This window comes from Gallalistipes aquisgranensis (genome assembly GCF_014982715.1).
Lineage (GTDB): Bacteria > Bacteroidota > Bacteroidia > Bacteroidales > Rikenellaceae > Gallalistipes > Gallalistipes aquisgranensis.
This window is the reverse complement of the sequence record NZ_JADCJY010000001.1, coordinates 1,578,722-1,597,386: the sequence shown is the minus strand read 5'-3', so window position 1 is coordinate 1,597,386 and position 18,665 is coordinate 1,578,722. Positions and strand designations below refer to the sequence as shown.

Below are 18,665 nucleotides of genomic sequence, written 5' to 3'. Positions count from 1 at the left end.
AAATTATGTGTTGTTACCTGATGTTTCATTGTTGTCCGGAGCGGTCCCCGATCGTTTCGTGCAGCCGGTCGAAGATCGAGTCGCGGTGGATGATGACGCTGCCCGAACGGGTGAACTCCTGCAGCAGGCCGTTCTCTTCCAGTTCCCGTTTCAGCTCCTCGATCTCCTCGCGGGTGCCCGTTTTCTCCAGCACCACGTACTTGGGCGAGAATTCGATCAGCCGGGTACCCCACTGGCGCGAGAGGGCGTCCACCCGGCCGTTTTCGCGGAAGGGGCGCGAGGATATTTTGTAGAGGGCGATCTCCTGGGTGATGAGCTCCGCCTCGTCGTAGAAATCGACCTGCAGCACGTCGATGATGTTGCGGATCTGCTTGGCGACCTTCTCGATCGTCTCGGCCGTGGTGAAGGCCGAAATGACGAACATGCTGATTCCCCTGACCGGCGATTCGGAAACCTTCAGGCTCTCGATGTTGATCTTGCGGCGCAGATAGCAGCTCGTGATCCGGTTCAGTACGCCGATCTGGTTCTCCGTGAATGCGATGATGATATATTCCTTGTTCATGTATCTTCGTTTTTTGTCCGCCTACGAATGGAAGATCAGGTCCGACAGCGATGCTCCTGCGGGCACCATCGGGAAGACGTTCTCCTCGGGCAGCACCACTGCCTCCAGCAGGAAGGAGCCTTCGGCCCGTTTCATCCGTTCGAGCGCCCCCTCCAGCTCTCCGGCCCGCATCACGCGTTCCGAAGGGATGCCGTACGCCCGGGCGATGAGCTGGAAGTCGGGGTTTTCCAACTCGGTGAACGAGTAGCGGTGGTTGAAGAAGAGTTCCTGCCACTGGCGGACCATGCCCAGGTAGGTGTTGTTCATCACGATGATCTTCACTCCGATCCGGTTCTGCATGATCGTCCCCAGTTCCTGCATGGTCATCTGGAAACCGCCGTCGCCCAGCACGGCCACCACTTCGCGCTCCGGAACGCCCAGTTTGGCGCCCAGTGCCGCGGGAAGTCCGAAGCCCATGGTCCCCAGCCCTCCGGAGGTGATGAAACTGCGTGTGCGGTTGAATTTCGAATAGAGGGCGGCGAACATCTGGTTCTGGCCCACGTCCGTCACGATCACGGCGTCGCCCCCCTGTGTCTCGGCCAGGCGGCGGATCACTTCGGCCATCGACAGGTGGCTGCCGTCTGCGCCGCAGGGGGTGGCGCCCAGCCGTTCGCGCTCGATCTCCCACTGTTCCCGGGCAAAGGCGTACCACTCGCTGCGGTCCCTGTATTTCAGCCCCACCTTGAGCGCTTCCAGCGCGTCGCCGGCATCGGCGTTGATCGGCAGGTCCACCCGCAGGTTCTTGCCCAGCTCGGCGGGGTCGATGTCTATGTGGATGATTCTGGCATTCGGGGCGTACTGCTTCACGTCGCCCGTGATCCGGTCGCTGAAGCGCATCCCGACCGCGAGGATCAGATCGCTGTGCTGGGTCATCTGGTTGGCTGCCAGGTTGCCGTGCATGCCCAGGTTGCCCACGAACTGCGGATGGTCGTTCGGCACGGCCGAAATGCCCATCAGCGTGGCGGCCATCGGCAGATTGCCCGTCTCGGCCAGTTCGATCATCTTCCGTTCGGCACCGGCCAGCTTCACGCCCTGGCCCACCAGCACCAGCGGACGTTCCGAGGCGTTGAGCATCTCCACGGCCCGGGCCATCGTCTCCGGATTGAGGGCGGGGTGGGGCGTATAGCTGCGCAGGCTGATGCAGGGCTTGTAGGCGAACTCCATCTCCTCTACCTGCGCGTTCTTGGCGATGTCGATCACCACGGGGCCCGGCCGGCCCGACCGGGCGATATAGAAGGCTTTGGCGACGGCTTTCGGGATTTCCGAGGCGGTCGTCACCTGGTAGTTCCACTTGGTGATGGGCATGGTCATGCTGATCGTGTCGGCCTCCTGGAAAGCGTCCGATCCCAGCAGCGAAGAGGGAACCTGTCCCGTGATGCAGACCAGCGGGGTCGAGTCGAGCATGGCGTCGGCGATACCTGTCATGAGGTTCGTCGCGCCCGGGCCCGAGGTGGCCAGGCAGACGCCCACGCGTCCCGTGGCCCGCGCATAGCCTTGTGCCGCATGCACCGCACCCTGTTCATGGCGGGTGAGGATGTGCCGGATGCGGTCCTTGTAGTCGTAGATATGGTCATAGACGGGGATCACCTGTCCGCCCGGATAACCGAACAGCACGTCCACCCCCTCTTCGATCAGGGAGAGCAGCAGCGCCTCCCCTCCTTTCACTCTCTGTTTGTTTGCCATGTCGTCTTTCCGTTTGTTACTCCACGATCCGTACTCCGCCCTTGTCGGCCGATGCCACCATGGCCGCATAGGCTTTCAGCGCCCGGCTTACCGTGCGGTCGCGGTGCCGGGGTGCGAAGGAGGCGAGCGCGGCCCGTCTCCGGTCCAGTTCCTCCTGGGACAGTCGTACGTCGATCGTTCTCGACGCGATGTCGATAACGATCCGGTCGCCGTCTTCGACGAGGGCGATCGGGCCGCCTGCCGCCGCTTCGGGCGACACGTGCCCGATGGACAGTCCCGAGGTGCCGCCCGAGAAACGTCCGTCCGTCACCAACGCACAGGCCTTGTCCAGCCTGACCGACTTGAGGTAGGACGTGGGATAGAGCATCTCCTGCATGCCCGGCCCGCCTTTGGGGCCTTCGTAGCGGATCACCACCACGTCCGAGGCCTGTACCTTGCCGCCCAGAATCCCTGCGCAAGCCTCTTCCTGCGATTCGAATACGCGGGCCGTCCCCTCGAAATGGAGGATCGAGGGATCGACCCCGGCCGTTTTGACGATACACCCCTGCGGGGCGATATTGCCGAAAAGCACGGCCAGTCCGCCGTCTCTGAGATAGGGATGGGCCGCATCGCGGATACACCCGGCGGTGCGGTCGGTGTCGTGTTCTCCGTAATAGTTGTCCTGCGATCCGAGCGTGATGTTGAATACGCCGCCCGGTGCGGCCAGCGTCCGGCGCAGAGCCTCCTGCGAGACTTTCGGGCTGAGAATGTCGTTCTCGTCGATCGCGGCATTCAGCGAGGGGTAGTCCACCCGCAGCACGCTGCCGTCGATCGCTCCCGCCCGGCGCAGTTCGCCCAGGATGGCCATGATACCTCCGGCGCGGTTCACGTCCTGGATGTGGTAGTGCGAATTGGGCGCCACCTTGCACAGCACGGGAATCCGGCGCGAAAGGGCGTCGATGTCCCGCATCGTGAAGTCCACGCCGGCTTCATAGGCTACGGCCAGCAGATGCAGCACCGTGTTGGACGACCCCCCCATGGCGATATCCATGCTCATGGCGTTGAGGAACGCCTGCCGCGTGGCGATCGAACGCGGCAGAACCTGGTCGTTATCGTTGAAATAGTATTCGCGTGCGTTTCTGACGATCAGCGCGGCCGCCTTGCGGAACAGTTCCGTCCGCTGCGCGTGGGTGGCCACGACCGTTCCGTTGCCCGGCAGGGCCAGGCCCAGCGCTTCGGTCAGGCAGTTCATGGAGTTGGCCGTGAACATGCCCGAACAGCATCCGCAGGTGGGGCAGGCTCCGCGTTCCACGGCTGCCAGTTCCTCTTCGGACACCGTTTCGTCGGCGCCCTTGACCATGGCGTCGATCAGGTCGTACTCCCGGTCGCCCACCCTGCCGGCCTCCATGGCTCCGCCCGATACGAACACCGTGGGGATGTTGAGCCGCATGGCGGCCATCAGCATTCCGGGGGTGATCTTGTCGCAGTTGGAGATGCAGATCATGGCGTCGGCCTTGTGGGCGTTGACCATGTATTCCACGCTGTCGGCGATGATCTCCCGGGAGGGGAGCGAGTAGAGCATGCCGTCGTGTCCCATGGCGATGCCGTCGTCGATGGCGATTGTGTTGAATTCGGCGGCGAAGCAGCCTTCCTGTTCGATCCACCCCTTGATCTGCTGTCCGATTTCGTGCAGGTGGGTGTGTCCGGGAACGAACTGGGTGAACGAATTGACGATGGCGATGACCGGTTGCCCGATCTGTTCCTCTTTCATGCCGTTGGCCCTCCACAGGCTGCGTGCCCCTGCCATTTTACGGCCTTGTGTCGTGATGCTGCTTCTGAGTGGTTTCATCTTGTTGCTTCTCTTTCGGTTCGTCACAAAATAGTACATCGCTCCGGTCTCTCCAGCCGTCTGTCCGTCCGGGTTGTGACGCCCAACCGGAGGGTTTGAGGTGTAAGGCATTGCGGATCATTGCAATATGTGTTCCGATCCACTATGGCAAAACACTGGTACGGTGCGTGGTGTTAATTTTATCTCGCAAAGGTAGAAAATTTTACAAAAACAATGAAAAAAACAAAACTCTTTTTTGATTCCGTCTGCGGAGCGGTTTTCCTTTCCGGGAGCCGTGAATTTGGCCGGGTGGATAATTTTTTGCAATTTTGTTACCCCGAACGGGGAATGGAAACCCCATAAAAACATGCAATATGAAAGAGGAATATAAGCCTTTTGTGGAGGAACTGATCGAACTGGCCATTAAGGAGGACATCGGCGACGGAGACCATTCGTCGCTGGCCTGCATTCCGGGCGGGGCCCGGGGCCGCATGAAGCTGCTGGTCAAGCAGGAGGGCGTGCTGGCAGGAGTCGAGGTGGCCGAGATGATTCTGCGGCGGCTCGACCCGCAGGTCCGGTTCGAACGCAAGATCGAGGACGGTACGCCCGTGCGGCCCGGCGACGTGGCTTTCTACGTGGAAGGGCGCGAACAGTCGCTGTTGCAGGCCGAACGCATCCTGCTCAACGTCATGCAGCGCATGAGCGGTGTGGCGACCCAGACGGCCCGTTACGTGAAACGGCTCGAGGGGCTCCGGTGCAGGGTGCTCGATACGCGCAAGACCACTCCGGGGATGCGTGTGCTCGACAAGATGGCGGTGAAACTGGGCGGCGGCGAGAATCACCGCATGGGCCTGTTCGATATGGTGCTTCTGAAGGACAACCACATCGACTTCGCCGGAGGGGTGTACGAGGCGATCGTCCGGACGCGCGAGTACCTGAAAAAGGCACACCGGGAACATCTGAAGATCGAGGTGGAGGTGCGCACGCTCGAAGACATAGACGAAGTGTTCCGGGCCGGGGGCGCCGACCGCATCATGCTCGACAACTTCACGCCCGAACTGACCCGTCGGGCCGTGGAGAAGATCGGGGGGCGCTGCGAGATCGAGTCGTCGGGAGGAATCACTTTCGACACGCTCCGGGAGTATGCCGAGTGCGGCGTCGATTTCATCTCCGTCGGTGCCCTGACTCATCAGATCAAGAGTCTCGACCTGAGTCTGAAAGCCTGTTAAACGAATCCGACATGACCGATTGGAAACATAGGTGGGGAGGCCTGTTCGCCGCGGCGGGGCTCTTCTGCGCGGCTTCGGTTTCGGCCGGGCCTGCGTTCGATTACGGGACGCTGTCGGAAAAATTCGTGCCGAAGACGGTCGCCGGAGTGCGTTCGATGGCCGACGGGGAGCACTATACTGCGGTGAAGGAGGGTCGTATCGTCCGCTACCGGTACCGGGACGGCGGGGAGGCCGGTGTGGTTTTCGATGCGAAACGGTCGGAACTGCCCGGAGGGAAATTCGCAGGTTACGCGTTCAGTTCCGACGAGCGGAAAATCCTGCTGGCGACGAAGGTCGAACCGATCTACCGCCGCTCCTTCACGGCCGATTACTGGATATACGACCGGGATGCCGACTCCCTGCACCGTCTCTCCGGGGCCGGGCGGGAGCGGGCCGCCCGTTTTTCGCCGGACGGCCGCCGGGTCGCCTTCGTCAGGGACAACGACCTCTATGTCGTGAATCTGGAGGATTATTCCCTGGAACGGATCACATCCGACGGACGCATCAACCATGTCATCAACGGCGTGCCCGACTGGGTGTACGAAGAGGAGTTCGCCTTTTCGCGCGCTTTCGAATGGTCGCCCGACAGTCGCCGGATCGCTTTCCTGCGGTTCGACGAGAGCGAGGTGCCCGAGTTTTCCTTCATGCGTTTCCAGGGCAAACTCTACCCGGAACCTTATACCTATAAATATCCCAAGGCGGGCGGGAAGAATGCCTCTGTCGAACTTCGTCTCTGCGACCTCGGTTCGGGCGTCGTGCGGCGGGTGGATACCGGCACCGAAACCGATCAGTACCTGCCCCGCATCGGGTGGACGTCCGGCGGAGACCTCTGGTTCTACCGGGTCAACCGCCGGCAGAACCGGTTCGAACTGATGCTGGCCGGGTGCGACGACCTTTGTTCCGGCGGCGGGGAGCCGGTTCCGGCCCGGGCCCTCTATACGGAGACCTCCGACCGGTATGTGGAACGGGTGGACGACCAGACCGTCACTTTCCTGCCCGATTCCCGCCGTTTCCTCGTGCGCAGCGAACGGGACGGGTTCATGCACCTCTACCTGTGCGACGTGGAGGGCGGGGAGCCGCGTCCCGTCACTTCCGGTCCGTGGGAGGTGACCTCGGTAGTGGGCGTGGAGGGCGACAGGGTCTATTATCTCTCCACCGAGGAGTCCCCCCTGCGCCGCAGCCTTTACGAGATCGGAATCGACGGCCGGGGTAAACGCCGCCTGACCGGTGTGGCGGAGAAGGGCATGGCTGCCGAACAGGGTACGTACCGTATCGCCCCTTCGCGCGGGTTCCGCTATTTCCTCAGCTATTTTTCCAACGTCTCCACGCCGACCGTGGTGCGGCTTCATACTTCGGACGGCCGTGTGGTGCGCACGCTTGAGGAGAACGCCTCCCTGCGCGATACGCTTCGCCGGCTGGAGGTGCCCGTGAAGGAGTTCTTCACGTTCCGAACGCCGGAAGGGACCGAACTGAACGGATACCGTCTCGTCCCGGCCGGGTTCGATGCGGCCGGAGCGGTGAAGTATCCCGTGCTGATGATTCAATACAGCGGGCCGGGCTCCCAGCAGGTGGCCGACAGTTGGGGAATGGACTGGACGGACGTGCTGGTTCAGTCGGGTTATGTGGTGGTGTGCGTGGACGGCCGGGGTACCGGTTTCCGGGGCGAGGAGTTCAAGAAGTGCACCTACGGGAATTTGGGCCGTCTCGAAACCGAAGACCAGATCGCCGCCGCCCGCTGGGTGGCCTCCCGACCGTGGGCCGACCCGGGAAGGATCGGTATCTACGGCTGGAGTTACGGCGGGTTCATGGCACTGAACTGCATACTGAAAGGGAACGACATCTACAAGATGGCCGTGGCGGTGGCGCCCGTCACCTCGTGGCGGTTTTACGATACGATTTATACGGAGATTTACAACGGGCTCCCCCAGGAGAATCCCCGGGGATACGACGACAATTCGCCGATCCACTACGCTGACAGCCTGCGCGGGCGTCTGCTGCTGGTGCACGGTACGGGGGACGACAACGTCCACGTGCAGAACAGTTACGAGATGGCTTCGGCCCTCGTACGTGCGGGCAGGCCGTTCGACATGATGATCTATCCCGACGACAACCACGGCATGCGTCCCACGGGCCGCCATCACGTGCTGAAGAAACTGATCGAATACACGAAGGAACACTTGTAGAACCGATAACGGCCGGTGCCGCGGATCGTTTTTTCCGGAAAGCCGGCCGAGACCCGAACCATGAAGAGCCCCGAGCGGTATATCGTTTCCCTTGTCCTGCTGGCATGCGTCGGTCTGTCCCTCTCCGGACGGGCGGAACGCCGGCCCGATTCCCTGCGCCGTCCCTCCTACCTGGCGCTGAACGGCACGGCGGGTACGGTGTTCGGCACCAACGAGTTCGTGCAGGGAAACCGCCGGATTCCCCTCTACGGTTCGGCTTCGGTCAAATACGCCTTCTGTTCGTTGGGTTCCGACTGGAAAGATATCGCCTACGGCATGCCCTACTATGGAGTGGGGGCCTATACGGCCTGGTTCGGGCGGAACGACGACCTGGGACGTCCGTTCTCCCTGTATCTTTTCCAGGGAGCCACGCTCTCCCAGCTCTCGCGGCGCGTGGGTCTCAATTACGAGTGGAATCTGGGCATGTCGGCCAACTGGAAATATTACGATCCTTTCGACAATCCGGAAAACGTGGCGCTCGGCTCCTCGGTCAACGCCCATGTCGGGGTGAACCTCTATCTGAAATTCTACCTTTCGCGCCGGCTGGACGTTCATCTGGGGGCCGGACTCACCCATTTTTCCAACGGTTCGACCCGTCAGCCCAACCACGGCATGAACATGGGCGGAATCTTCCTGGAGGTGGCCTACAATTTCAACCGCGACCGGGTGATCGAGGAGTTCAATCCACTGGCTGTCCCCCCCCGTTTCGTCCGGCGGATCGACCATGACCTGCTGGTCAATATCTCCGTCCGCCAGATCGACATCGACACGACCGGGACGGGACTCCCTTCGGGGTATGTGGACCGGAAATTCAATGTCTACGGTCTCAGCTATGCGGCCATGTACGCGCCGGGCTATAAATACAAGTACGGGCTTTCGTTCGACCTGCTCTACGACGAGAGCTCGGGGGCCCGCATGTGGCGCGAACTGAATCCTGCCGACGGCAACTATTACGACCGGGTGAAACTGGCTCCTTTCGGAAAGAGGCTCTCCCTCGGTATTTCGGCCAAGGGGGAGATGGTGCTTCCCCACTATTCGATCTTCGCCAACCTCGGCTGGAACGTCCTGCACGGCAACAAGCGCGATTTTCGTCTCTATCAGGTGCTGGGCGTCAAAATCTACCTGAAGGAGAACCTGTTCGGCACTTTCGGCATCCGGGCCACCCATTTCAGCCAGGCCCAGTATCTCTACTGGAGCCTGGGATATACCATCCGGGGCCGGAGGTTGGGCGACCGCATCCGGCGTTGACGCGGAGGTTCTCCCGGCCGTTCTGCGGTCTGCTTCATGCCGCGGCGGACGAACGGAGGAGACCCTCCGTTCTCCGGAAAAGAGAATCGCCCCTGTCGGAGACAACTCCGACAGGGGCGAAATCGTTGCGGCGGGTTTTCCGGGCCGTTCCGTTTTCCGGGAAATCCCGTCCGGTTCCTATTTCTCTCCGAAGCGTTTTTCGACCGTCTTCCAGTCCACTCGGTCCCAGACGGCCTGGATGAAGTCGGGACGGCGGTTGCGGTAGTCGATGTAGTAGGCGTGTTCCCACACGTCGATGTTGAGCAGCGGTTTGAGCCCGCGGGTCATCGGATTGCCCGCGTTGGATTCGGCCACGACGGACAGTTTCCCGTCCTTGTCTTGTACCAGCCATGCCCAGCCCGAACCGAACTGGCCGGCGGCCGCCTTGCCCATGGTCTCTTTGAAACTCTCGAAAGAACCGAAATCGCGATCAATCGCTTCGGCCAGAGCGCCCGTTGGCACCGATTTTGGATCGGGGGAGAGGGAAAGGAAGAAGAAGGTATGATTCCAGGCCTGTGCCGCATTGTTGAAAATGGCTCCGTCCGCGCCGAGGACGATCTCCTCCAGCGTGGCGTTCTGCCACCGGGTGCCGTCGATCAGCCGGTTGAGGTTGTCGACATAGGCTTTGTGATGCTTGCCGTAGTGGTACAGCATGGTCTCCTCGCTGATCTGGGGTGCCAGAGCGTCCAGCGCATAGGGCAGTTTAGGCAATTCGTGTGTCATGGTCATAAGATTTAAAATGAGTAATAAAGTCGTCATGGCGGATCGGTTTTTTATCCGTTGAACGGCAAATATTATACCACCTAACAAATATAATAAAACTATGGGATTAAAGAATTTAAAAGGAACGGAAACCGAAAAGAATCTGATGAAAGCCTTTTCCGGCGAGTCTCAGGCACGGAACCGTTACACGTTTTTCGCTTCGGTGGCACGCAGGGAGGGATATGAACAGATCGCCCAGATTTTCGAAGAGACCGCGGCCAACGAAAAGGAACATGCCGAGGTGTTCTTCAAGTTTCTCGACGGCGGCATGCTCGAATTCACGGGCACCTATCCGGCCGGGGTGATCTCCGGTACGCTCGACAATCTGGCCGCCGCCGCGCAGGGCGAGTACGACGAATGGGAGGAGCTCTACCCCGAATATGCCCGCGTGGCCGAGGCGGAGGGGTTCAGGGATGTGGCCCGGGCTTTCCGGATGATCGCTTCGGTCGAGCAGATGCACGAGAAGCGTTACCGCGAGTTTTACGATAAGGTGGCTTCCGGTACGGTTTTCCGTTCGGACGAGCCGCAGGAGTGGATCTGCCGCAAGTGCGGTTACCGTGTCAAAGGCAAGCTGGCTCCCGAAAAATGTCCCGTTTGCGGCCATCCGCAGGCTTTCTTCGAGATAGCGCAGGAGACGACCTATTGATCCCGGAGGCCTGTCCGGCCGCCGCGGGATTTCCCTGCGGGCGGGCCGTGCACTGCGGGAGAGGTCCGGCCGTCCGGTCCGCCTGTTATGCTTTCACCCCTGCCGGAATCGTTCCGGCAGGGGTGACGGCTGTTTCTGAAATGGGGTCGGACGACTTCTTTCCGTCGGAAACGGTTAGTCGTCGATGTCGATCAGGTTGAATTTCAGATCGAACGTCAGTTCGAGCCCGTTGGTGAGTTTCACCTCGTAATCCCGTTTGTCGCGGTCGATCTGAACCACCGAGGTGTCGGGATAATGCTGCGAGACGTAGTTCTTGATCTGGGCGGGAATGATCGCAACGGGCACCGTCGAATACTTGCAGTCCACCTCTTTCCAGTTTCCGTCTTTCGTGAATTCCACTTTCGAGCTGGACGTGAATACCACTTCGTAGGTGATCTCCATGAAGTCGCGCTCCTGCTTGGCGAAGGCGATCTTTTCCTTGGGGAAGTGCTGTTTGATGAATTGCTGTGCCTTCTGGGGCAGCTGGTCCACGCTGATGGGACGGTCGTTGTCGGCGCATGCCGTGTAGGAACCCAGGGTCAGTGCCGCGAGGGCGAGAAACAGGAACTTTTTCATTTTTTTTCGTTTTTATTTGTCAGACATTGTTTTTGATCTCTGGTACAAAGTACGGGGACGATTTTGAAACGGATTTGAAATTTCCGCCTTCCGGCGGAAAAAAGTCGTTTTTTTGCCCCGATATTACGGCCAGGTCACGGAAAAACGGTGCATGCCCTCCTCGAATGCGTATCCGATGTGCAGACCGTAGTATCTTCCCACTGCGCTGACCAGCGAGAGACCCAGCCCGGTGGACCCTTCCTTTTTGCTGCCCTGGTAAAAGCGCTCGAAGATGCGCTCTCCGTCGAGCGCCTTTTCGCCGCTGTTGGCTACGGTCAGCGTCCGGTTCCGGAGGCTGATTTCGATCCGGCCTTCCTCCGGCGTATGGACATAGGCGTTTTTGAGCAGGTTCGAAACCAGCGTCGAGGCGAGCGACCGGTTCATCCTCACCGTCAGCGGCCCGCTCTCTTCCGTCCGGCAGCGGATGTTCCGGTGTCCGTAGATCTCCGCGTAGAGGTCGGCCTGTTCGCGGAGCATGGAGGCGATCTCTATTTCGGTGCTTTCGGGGAACTGTCCGTTCTCGATGCGGGTGAGCAGCAGCAGGGTCTTGTTCAGCCGCACGATGTCGCCCAGGGTACGCTGTATCTTGAGGAGTTCTTCTGTCTGGGTTTCGGTGGGCGCGGTGTTATCCAGCAGCCATTCGATCCGGTTGCCCAGTACGGCCAGCGGGGTCTGCAACTCGTGCGAGGCGTTGCCGATGAACTGTTTCTGCCGTTCGAAAAGCTCTTCCGAACGCGCCATGGCCTGCTGTGCCGCTTCGTTGAGCCGGCGGAATTCCGTGACGTTCGTGTCGTCGGGCAGGGGAGCGCCCTTGCATCCGGGCGTGTATCCGTCGAGCCAGTGCAGCAGGGCGTACAGCGGGCGCATGTTGCGCTGGAAAACCCAGACGGTTACTCCCGTGATCGTCAGCAGCAGCGTGCAGTAGAGAATGACGATCCACCAGAGGACGGAACCGAGCAGGTCCTCCTTTTCGAAGGTGGGGGTCGCCACTTTCAACTCGTAATAGCGGCCCTCTCCGTCCCGGAAAATGGTGGTCAGGATACGGGCCGGTTCCGTCTCCTCCTTTTCGGGAATGTACACTTCGGCGTCGTAATATTCGATATGGGGCCGGCTCTCCGCCTGGGCCTCGTCGATGGGCGTGACCGAGTAGCTGTTGTTCGAACCGTTGTTCGGCCGGGGCAGTTCCCGGCCGGCGAGGATGCGGACGATGATCAGTTCCGAATAGTCTTCCAGCGCGTCGTCGGCCTCGTCGTTGATCTCGTCCACCATCGTGAAATAGAACAGCGCCGCCCACAGGGCCAGCAGCGGCAGCAGGACGAGCGACAGGCGCAGGGTGATACGGTAGATCAGTTTCATGGCGTGCGGTTATTCTTCCGTCGGGGGGACGAGTTTGTATCCGAATCCGTAAACGGCTTTTAATTCGAGGGTCGCTCCCGCTTCGGCCAGCTTGCGGCGCAGGTTCTTCATCTGGGCATAGACGAAATGGAAGTTGTCGGCCTGGTCGGCATGGTCTCCCCAGACGGCCTCTGCCAGCACGCTCTTGTCTACCAGGTGGTTCGGCCGCTGCATGAAATAGAGCAGGATGTCGAACTCCTTTTTCAGCAGGGGCAGTTCCCGTCCTTCCACCCGCACGCGGCCGTTTTCCGGTTCGAGCGATACGTTGCCCAACGTCAGTACCAGCTCCCCGCCGGAGCGTCCGCGCCGCAGGACGCTCCGGATACGGGCCAGCAGTTCCGCCGTGTGGAACGGCTTGGGCAGGTAGTCGTCGGCCCCCCGCTCCAGTCCGAGCACCTTGTCCTCGATCGAGTCGCGGGCGGAGATGATGATGACGTTTTCCCGCTTGTTCAACTCTTTGAGACGTTCGAGCAGCCGGAGACCATTGCCGTCCGGCAGCATGATGTCGAGCAGGATGCAGTCGTAGCTGTATCCTGCGATTTTGGCGTCGGCTTCGGCGAAGGTCGCCGCCGTTTCCACCACGTAGCGCTCCTGCAGGAGCGCCCGCTGCATGATCTCCCGCAGGGAGGGCTCGTCTTCTACGATCAGGATTTTCATACGACAAATTTAGTCATTAGATTTTGTAATGAAATTGAAACGGGAAGGAAAATCGTTCCGAAGAATGTGCGGCCGAGAAGAGGTTTCCCGTGCGGCCGGTGAGGTTACGAACCGTAAGGGACCTTCTTCCGTCGCGGCCGTCCGTTTTCCCGTTTCGGAGCCGGGGGGGCGCTTCATGACCCTCCCGGCGTCCGGTTTTTTAAGAAAATTCAAATTATCTCCCGTTTCGGATACCTACATTGGTAAATTTTCATACTTTTGTACCCTAAACGTATATTGATAATTTACATTTAGCTGGTTGAAATGACAATCGAAGATTTTGTGGTGAGGGTCGCCACCGAGGAGGACACTCCTTTTGCGCAGGCAATTTGTGACGAAATGGCCGAATCGGCCAAAGCCCGCGGGACCGGTATCGCGAAACGTACGGCAGAGTACGTCTCTTCCAAGATGAGGGAGGGGAAAGCCGTGATCGCCTTCCACAAGGACGGCCGGTGGGCCGGATTCAGCTACATCGAGTCGTGGGGCCACGGCGACTACGTGGCCAACTCGGGTCTGATCATCAATCCGCAGTTCCGCAAGCTGGGGCTCGCCAAAGCCATCAAAATCCGAACGTTCTTTCTCTCGCTGAAACGCTTTCCCGGAGCCAAGCTCTTCGGCCTGACCACGGGGCTGGCCGTCATGAAGATCAATTCCGAGATCGGTTACCGTCCGGTCACCTTTTCCGAACTGACCGACGACCAGATGTTCTGGCACGGTTGCGAAAGCTGTGTGAATTATCCGATCCTGCTGAGCAAGGGGCACAAGAACTGTCTCTGCACGGCCATGCTGTTCGATCCGTCGGTGGATACCGTCAAGGTCTCCAAGCCCGACGATCCCAATCTGTAATCTAACGTTTTAAAACCGAAATACGATGAAAAAAGTGGTTCTGGCCTTTAGCGGAGGCCTCGATACGTCTTACTGCGCTATCTATCTGGCCAAGAAGATGGGCCTCGAAGTCCATGCTGCGTTGGCGAATACGGGCGGTTTTTCGCCCGAGGAGCTGGAGCGGATCGAGCGACGGGCCAAGGGGTTGGGCGTCAAGAGTTACGTGGCGCTCGATGTGGCGCAGGACTACTACGACCATGCCATCAAGTACATGGTTTTCGGCAATGTGCTCAAAAACGGGACCTATCCCATTTCGGTCAGCTCCGAACGCATTTCGCAGGCCACGGCCATTGCCGCGTATGCACGGAGCATCGGCGCCGACTATCTCTGCCACGGCAGTACGGGGGCCGGTAACGACCAGGTGCGTTTCGACATGATTTTCGACATCATGGCGCCCGAGATCGAGGTGATCGCCCTGATCCGCGAGAAGCGTCTCAGCCGCGAGGAGGAGATCGCCTACCTGCGTTCGCACGGCGTGGATTTCGATTTCAAGAAGGCCGAATATTCGATCAACCAGGGCCTTTGGGGTACTTCCGTGGGCGGTAAGGAGACCCTTACCTCTTCCGAAACCCTGCCCGAGGAGGCTTATCCTTCGCAGCTGACGCAGACCGAACCCCGCCGGATCACCCTCACGTTCGAAAGGGGGGAGTTCGTCGGGCTCGACGGCAGGCGTTACGATGACCGGGTCGAGGCGATCCGGGCGCTTCAGGCCGTAGCCGCGCCCTACGCCATCGGGCGGGATATGCATGTCGGCGATACGATCATCGGCATCAAGGGGCGTGTAGGTTTCGAAGCCGCCGCCCCGATGATTATCATCAAGGCTCACCACATGCTCGAGAAACATGTGCTGACCCAGTGGCAGCTCTTCTGGAAAGACCAGATTTCGGCGTTCTACGGCAATCACCTGCATGAGGGGCAGTATTACGATCCCGTGATGCGCGACATGGAGGCGATGCTCGAGAAGAGCCAGCGGAACGTCACGGGCGACGTGTATGTAGAGTTGCATCCCTATCGTTTCGTGCTGGTCGGCATCAAGAGCGAACACGACCTGATGAGCAACAAGTTCGGCGCTTACGGTGAGACCATGAGCGACTGGACGAGCGACGACGTGAAGGGCTTCGGCAAGATTTTCGGCAATCAGAATCGTATTTATTATAAGGTGAACGGAGGAAAGGAGTAGTCGATGAAGTGGGTATTCCTGCTGGTGGCGATTCTCGCCGAGATCGTCGCCACCAGCGCGCTGAAAGCCTCCGAATCCTTTACGCGGCTGTGGCCTTCCGTGCTTACGGTGGCCGGCTATGCCGTGGCGTTCTATTTCCTCAGTCTGGTGCTCCGGTCGATTCCCGTGGGGATCGCCTACGCCATCTGGAGCGGTGCCGGGATCGTGCTGGTCACGCTGGTGGCGGCCCTGCTCTACGGCCAGAAGCCCGATGCGGCCGCTGTGGCGGGCATGGCTCTGATCGTGGCCGGGGTCGTAGTCATTAACCTGTTTTCGAAAAGCGTACATTGATGAAGGTAAGAGTCGGAATCGTAGGCGGGGCCGGTTATACGGGGGGCGAGGCCATCCGTATTCTGTTGCGGCATCCGCAGGTGGAACTCGTTTTCGTGCATAGCAACAGTAACGGGGGAAACCTCCTGAGCGACGTGCACGCCGATTTGTTCGGTGAAACCGATATGCGGTTCACGGACCGGTTGAGCACGGACGTCGACCTGCTGATGCTCTGTGTGGGGCACGGCGATGCCCGCAAGTGGATGGAGGCTCATCCGCTGCCCGGGAGCGTGAGGGTGATTGACTTGAGCCAGGATTTCCGCCTGGCGGCCGGGGCGACGTTCGGCGACCGGAATTTCGTTTACGGTCTGCCGGAGATGAACCGGGAGAAAATCCGTTCGGCCCGGAACATCGCCAATCCGGGCTGTTTCGCCACCTGTCTTCAGCTGGCCATGCTGCCGTTGGCTGCCGGCGGACTGCTCGCCTCGGACGTGCATATCAGTGCCGCCACGGGAAGCACCGGGGCCGGACAGAAGCTCGCCCCGACCTCCCATTTCAGTTGGCGCGCCAACAATTTCTCCGTCTATAAGGCGTTCGAACACCAGCACCTGAAGGAGATCGGCGAGAGCATCCGTTCGCTCATGCCGGGCTTTTCGTCCGGGATAGACTTCATTCCCTACCGGGGCGATTTCACGCGGGGAATCATCGCTTCGGTCTATACCGATTCCGATCTGACGCAGGAACAGGCCCTGGAGCTGTACAGGGAGTATTACCGCGATGCCGCGTTCACCTTCGTGAGCGACCGGAACGTGAATCTCAAACAGGTGGTCAACACCAACAAATGCCTCCTGTCGGTGGAGAAACACGGGGATAAGCTGCTGATCGTTAGTGTGATCGACAATCTGCTGAAAGGGGCCAGCGGCCAGGCGGTCCAGAACCTGAACCTGATGTTCGGGCTCGACGAGCGGGCAGGCCTGCTGCTCAAGCCGGTGGCGTTTTAGCTCCGGCATGCGAACGACTTATTTGTGAATGGAATAAAAATCTGTGCAGTATGAAAATGTTTGACGTCTACCCGTTGAACGATATCTGTATCGTCCGGGCCGAAGGTTCCTACGTGTGGGACGACAAGGGGACCCGTTATCTCGATATGTACGGCGGACACGCCGTGATCTCCATCGGCCATACCCGACGGGAGTATGTGGAGGCCGTCACCCGTCAGCTGGAACAGATCGGGTTCTATTCCAACTCCGTGATCATCGCCCGTCAGCGGGAACTGGCCGAGAAACTCGGCCGTCTTTCGGGGAAGACCGATTATCAGCTCTTCCTCTGCAATTCGGGGGCCGAGGCCAACGAGAATGCCATGAAGCTGGCTTCGTTCCATAACGGCCGTTCGCTGGTGGTGGCCTTCACGGGTGCTTTCCACGGGCGTACGTCGCTGGCCGTCTCCGCGACGGACAATCCGAAGATCGTGGCCCCGGTCAACCGTACCGACCATGTCGTTTTTCTGCCTTTCAACGATACGGAGGCGCTGGAAAAGTTCTTCGCCGGGCGCGGCGGAGAGGTCTCTTCGGTCATCGTCGAAGGGATTCAGGGCGTGGGCGGCATCCGGGTCGCTTCGCCGGAATTCCTGCAGGCGATCCGCCGTCTGTGCGACCGGTACGGGGCTGTTTACATAGCCGACAGCGTGCAGTGCGGATGCGGACGCAGCGGCAAGTATTATTCCCATGACTGGGCCGGTGTCGATGCCGATATTTATACGATGGCCAAAGGTATCGGCAACGGTTTCCCGATCGGGGCCATCTCCATCGCTCCGCATATCGCGCCCACCTACGGCATGCTCGGCACCACGTTCGGCGGCAACCACCTGGCCTGTGCCGCCGCCATCGCCGTGGCCGAAGTGATCGGGCGCGACGGCCTGATCGAAAACGTGGCCGAAATCGGCGGTTACCTGATGGAGCGTCTGCGCTCCCTGCCCGGTATCGCCGAGGTGCGCGGACGGGGTCTGATGATCGGCATTGAACTGCCGGTCGAGACGGCTCCCCTGCGGAAAAAGCTGCTTTTCGACGAACACGTTTTCGTCGGAAGTTCGGGAACGAAGGTGATCCGCCTGCTTCCTGCGCTCAACATCACGCGCGAGCATGCCGACCGCTTCCTCGCGGCTTTCGAAAAAGTGCTGAAGGAGTCCGGAAACTGAAGTTATCGACAACGGCGTTGTTGATAACTGCGGAAAGTCTTGTCGAAAATCCATTGAAATCTGTTCATAAACCGTTTATTCCATGTTGAAAATCGTAAAGATCGGGGGAAACATTGTGGATAACCCGGAAAAGTTGGACCGTTTCCTGACCGATTTCGCCGCGCTCGAAGGCGACAAGATATTGGTGCACGGCGGAGGCAAAGTGGCTACTACGATCTGTCGTTCGCTTGACATAGAGACGGTTATGATAAAGGGCCGGCGGGTGACGGACGAACAGACGCTGAGAGTGGTAACGATGGTCTATGCCGGACTTATCAACAAAACCATTGTCGGTAAGTTGCAGCGTGCAGGGTGCGACGCCCTCGGCCTTTGCGGGGCGGACGGACAGTTGATCCGTTCGGTACGCCGGGCTCCCCGGCCGGTCGATTACGGCTATGTGGGCGATCCTGCGGCCGTGAATACGGAGTTGGCCGGCAAACTGCTTTCGGCAGGTTTTACGCTCGTGGCCGCTCCCATCACTTTCGATCCCGACCGGGGCGAGCTGCTAAACACGAACGCCGACACCGTGGCTTCCGCACTGGCCGTGGCCATGGCCGGCGGCCAGCCGGGGAAAAGCGTGCCGGACGGTGCGTGTACAGCCGGACGGGAGGTCGAGCTGATCTACTGTTTCGAGAAAAGGGGCGTGTTGCGTGATGTGGACGACGAGAACTCCGTGATTCCGCGTATCGACCGGGCGGAATATGCCCGCCTGCAGGCCGGGGGTGTCGTGGCCGACGGTATGCTGCCCAAGCTCGACAACGCTTTCCGTGCCATCGAGAACGGCGTGGCCCGTGTGGTCATTTGCAGTGCCGAAAGCATCTCCGAAAAGGGATACGGCGGTACGACGCTGGTGAAATAGCAGGGTTGTTTCCCCTGACCGGGGCGATACCCGACCTTGTCGGTTATTCGACAGGAATTACGGCCTTTCTCGATGACGAATGTCTTTCCGTCCGAGGTTTTCACCTCTTTTGCCGGGGAAGCGGCAAACAGCATCAGGGGAAGGAGCAGCGGAAAGAGGGCGGCGAGTCGGGGGATCA

General features: G+C 59.9%; 17 protein-coding genes. 10 read left to right on the top strand and 7 right to left on the bottom strand.

The features are described 5' to 3' along the window. Window positions 1-25 precede the first annotated feature (25 nt). The 3 genes from ilvN to ilvD are packed head-to-tail and all read right to left on the bottom strand — an operon-like array spanning window position 26 to window position 4,112. Entirely contained in the window at window positions 26-562 is a 537-nt protein-coding gene (ilvN, locus tag INF32_RS06465; protein WP_226387541.1) for an acetolactate synthase small subunit, read from the bottom strand. 21 nt (window positions 563-583) lie between these two features. Then, the gene (gene ilvB / locus INF32_RS06460; RefSeq protein WP_226387540.1) at window positions 584-2,284 is read right to left on the bottom strand and encodes a biosynthetic-type acetolactate synthase large subunit; all 1,701 of its coding nucleotides are present in this window, start codon (window positions 2,282-2,284) and stop codon (window positions 584-586) included. A 16-nt stretch (window positions 2,285-2,300) separates the two neighbouring features. Beyond that, window positions 2,301-4,112: a dihydroxy-acid dehydratase gene (gene ilvD / locus INF32_RS06455; protein ID WP_226387539.1), complete on the bottom strand. Its 1,812-nt coding sequence runs from the start codon at window positions 4,110-4,112 to the stop codon at window positions 2,301-2,303. A gap of 353 nt (window positions 4,113-4,465) precedes the next feature. Here ilvD and nadC point away from each other — a divergent pair, with 353 nt between their 5' ends. Genes nadC through INF32_RS06440 form a run of 3 tightly spaced genes read left to right on the top strand, consistent with a single transcriptional unit; the run spans window position 4,466 to window position 8,829 of the window. Then, window positions 4,466-5,320, top strand: a complete 855-nt coding sequence (gene nadC / locus INF32_RS06450) for a carboxylating nicotinate-nucleotide diphosphorylase (RefSeq protein ID WP_226387538.1) — start codon at window positions 4,466-4,468, stop codon at window positions 5,318-5,320. 11 nt (window positions 5,321-5,331) lie between these two features. Further along, on the top strand, window positions 5,332-7,542 hold the full coding sequence (locus INF32_RS06445; RefSeq protein WP_226387537.1) for a S9 family peptidase: 2,211 nt from the start codon (window positions 5,332-5,334) through the stop codon (window positions 7,540-7,542). Window positions 7,543-7,602: 60 nt separating this feature from the next. Continuing rightward, on the top strand, window positions 7,603-8,829 hold the full coding sequence (locus INF32_RS06440) for an acyloxyacyl hydrolase (RefSeq protein WP_226387536.1): 1,227 nt from the start codon (window positions 7,603-7,605) through the stop codon (window positions 8,827-8,829). Between the two features lie 177 nt (window positions 8,830-9,006). Here INF32_RS06440 and INF32_RS06435 read toward each other — a convergent pair whose 3' ends face one another. Next, the gene (locus INF32_RS06435; protein ID WP_394368319.1) at window positions 9,007-9,627 is read right to left on the bottom strand and encodes a superoxide dismutase; all 621 of its coding nucleotides are present in this window, start codon (window positions 9,625-9,627) and stop codon (window positions 9,007-9,009) included. A 64-nt stretch (window positions 9,628-9,691) separates the two neighbouring features. Here INF32_RS06435 and rbr point away from each other — a divergent pair, with 64 nt between their 5' ends. Beyond that, complete coding sequence (gene rbr / locus INF32_RS06430; RefSeq protein ID WP_226387534.1) at window positions 9,692-10,276, top strand: rubrerythrin; 585 nt, start codon at window positions 9,692-9,694, stop codon at window positions 10,274-10,276. Window positions 10,277-10,450: 174 nt separating this feature from the next. Here the strand turns inward: rbr and INF32_RS06425 are convergent, their stop codons facing one another. The 3 genes from INF32_RS06425 to INF32_RS06415 all read right to left on the bottom strand — a co-directional run bounded on the left by INF32_RS06425 (window position 10,451) and on the right by INF32_RS06415 (window position 12,982). Then, on the bottom strand, window positions 10,451-10,891 hold the full coding sequence (locus tag INF32_RS06425) for a PepSY-like domain-containing protein (RefSeq protein ID WP_226387533.1): 441 nt from the start codon (window positions 10,889-10,891) through the stop codon (window positions 10,451-10,453). A 123-nt stretch (window positions 10,892-11,014) separates the two neighbouring features. Beyond that, window positions 11,015-12,286, bottom strand: coding sequence for a sensor histidine kinase (locus INF32_RS06420; protein ID WP_226387532.1), 1,272 nt, complete (start codon window positions 12,284-12,286; stop codon window positions 11,015-11,017). A gap of 9 nt (window positions 12,287-12,295) precedes the next feature. Beyond that, a complete protein-coding gene (locus INF32_RS06415) occupies window positions 12,296-12,982 on the bottom strand; it encodes a response regulator transcription factor (protein WP_226387531.1) in 687 nt (228 codons plus the stop codon). A 303-nt stretch (window positions 12,983-13,285) separates the two neighbouring features. Between INF32_RS06415 and INF32_RS06410 the strand changes: the two genes are divergently transcribed. From INF32_RS06410 to INF32_RS06385, 6 genes are all read left to right on the top strand, one after another. Beyond that, complete coding sequence (locus INF32_RS06410) at window positions 13,286-13,867, top strand: GNAT family N-acetyltransferase (protein WP_226387530.1); 582 nt, start codon at window positions 13,286-13,288, stop codon at window positions 13,865-13,867. A 25-nt stretch (window positions 13,868-13,892) separates the two neighbouring features. Continuing rightward, window positions 13,893-15,086, top strand: a complete 1,194-nt coding sequence (locus tag INF32_RS06405; RefSeq protein ID WP_226387529.1) for an argininosuccinate synthase — start codon at window positions 13,893-13,895, stop codon at window positions 15,084-15,086. Window positions 15,087-15,089: 3 nt separating this feature from the next. Next, window positions 15,090-15,416 carry a DMT family transporter gene (locus INF32_RS06400; protein WP_226387528.1) on the top strand — a complete coding sequence of 109 codons (327 nt, stop codon included), beginning with the start codon at window positions 15,090-15,092 and terminating at the stop codon, window positions 15,414-15,416. Then, on the top strand, window positions 15,416-16,396 hold the full coding sequence (argC, locus tag INF32_RS06395) for an N-acetyl-gamma-glutamyl-phosphate reductase (protein WP_226387527.1): 981 nt from the start codon (window positions 15,416-15,418) through the stop codon (window positions 16,394-16,396). The genes INF32_RS06400 and argC overlap by 1 nt, the downstream gene beginning before the upstream one ends. A gap of 50 nt (window positions 16,397-16,446) precedes the next feature. Then, entirely contained in the window at window positions 16,447-17,589 is a 1,143-nt protein-coding gene (locus tag INF32_RS06390; RefSeq protein WP_226387526.1) for an aspartate aminotransferase family protein, read from the top strand. Between the two features lie 82 nt (window positions 17,590-17,671). Next, window positions 17,672-18,487, top strand: a complete 816-nt coding sequence (locus INF32_RS06385) for an acetylglutamate kinase (protein ID WP_226387525.1) — start codon at window positions 17,672-17,674, stop codon at window positions 18,485-18,487. The last annotated feature ends 178 nt before the right edge of the window (window positions 18,488-18,665 follow it).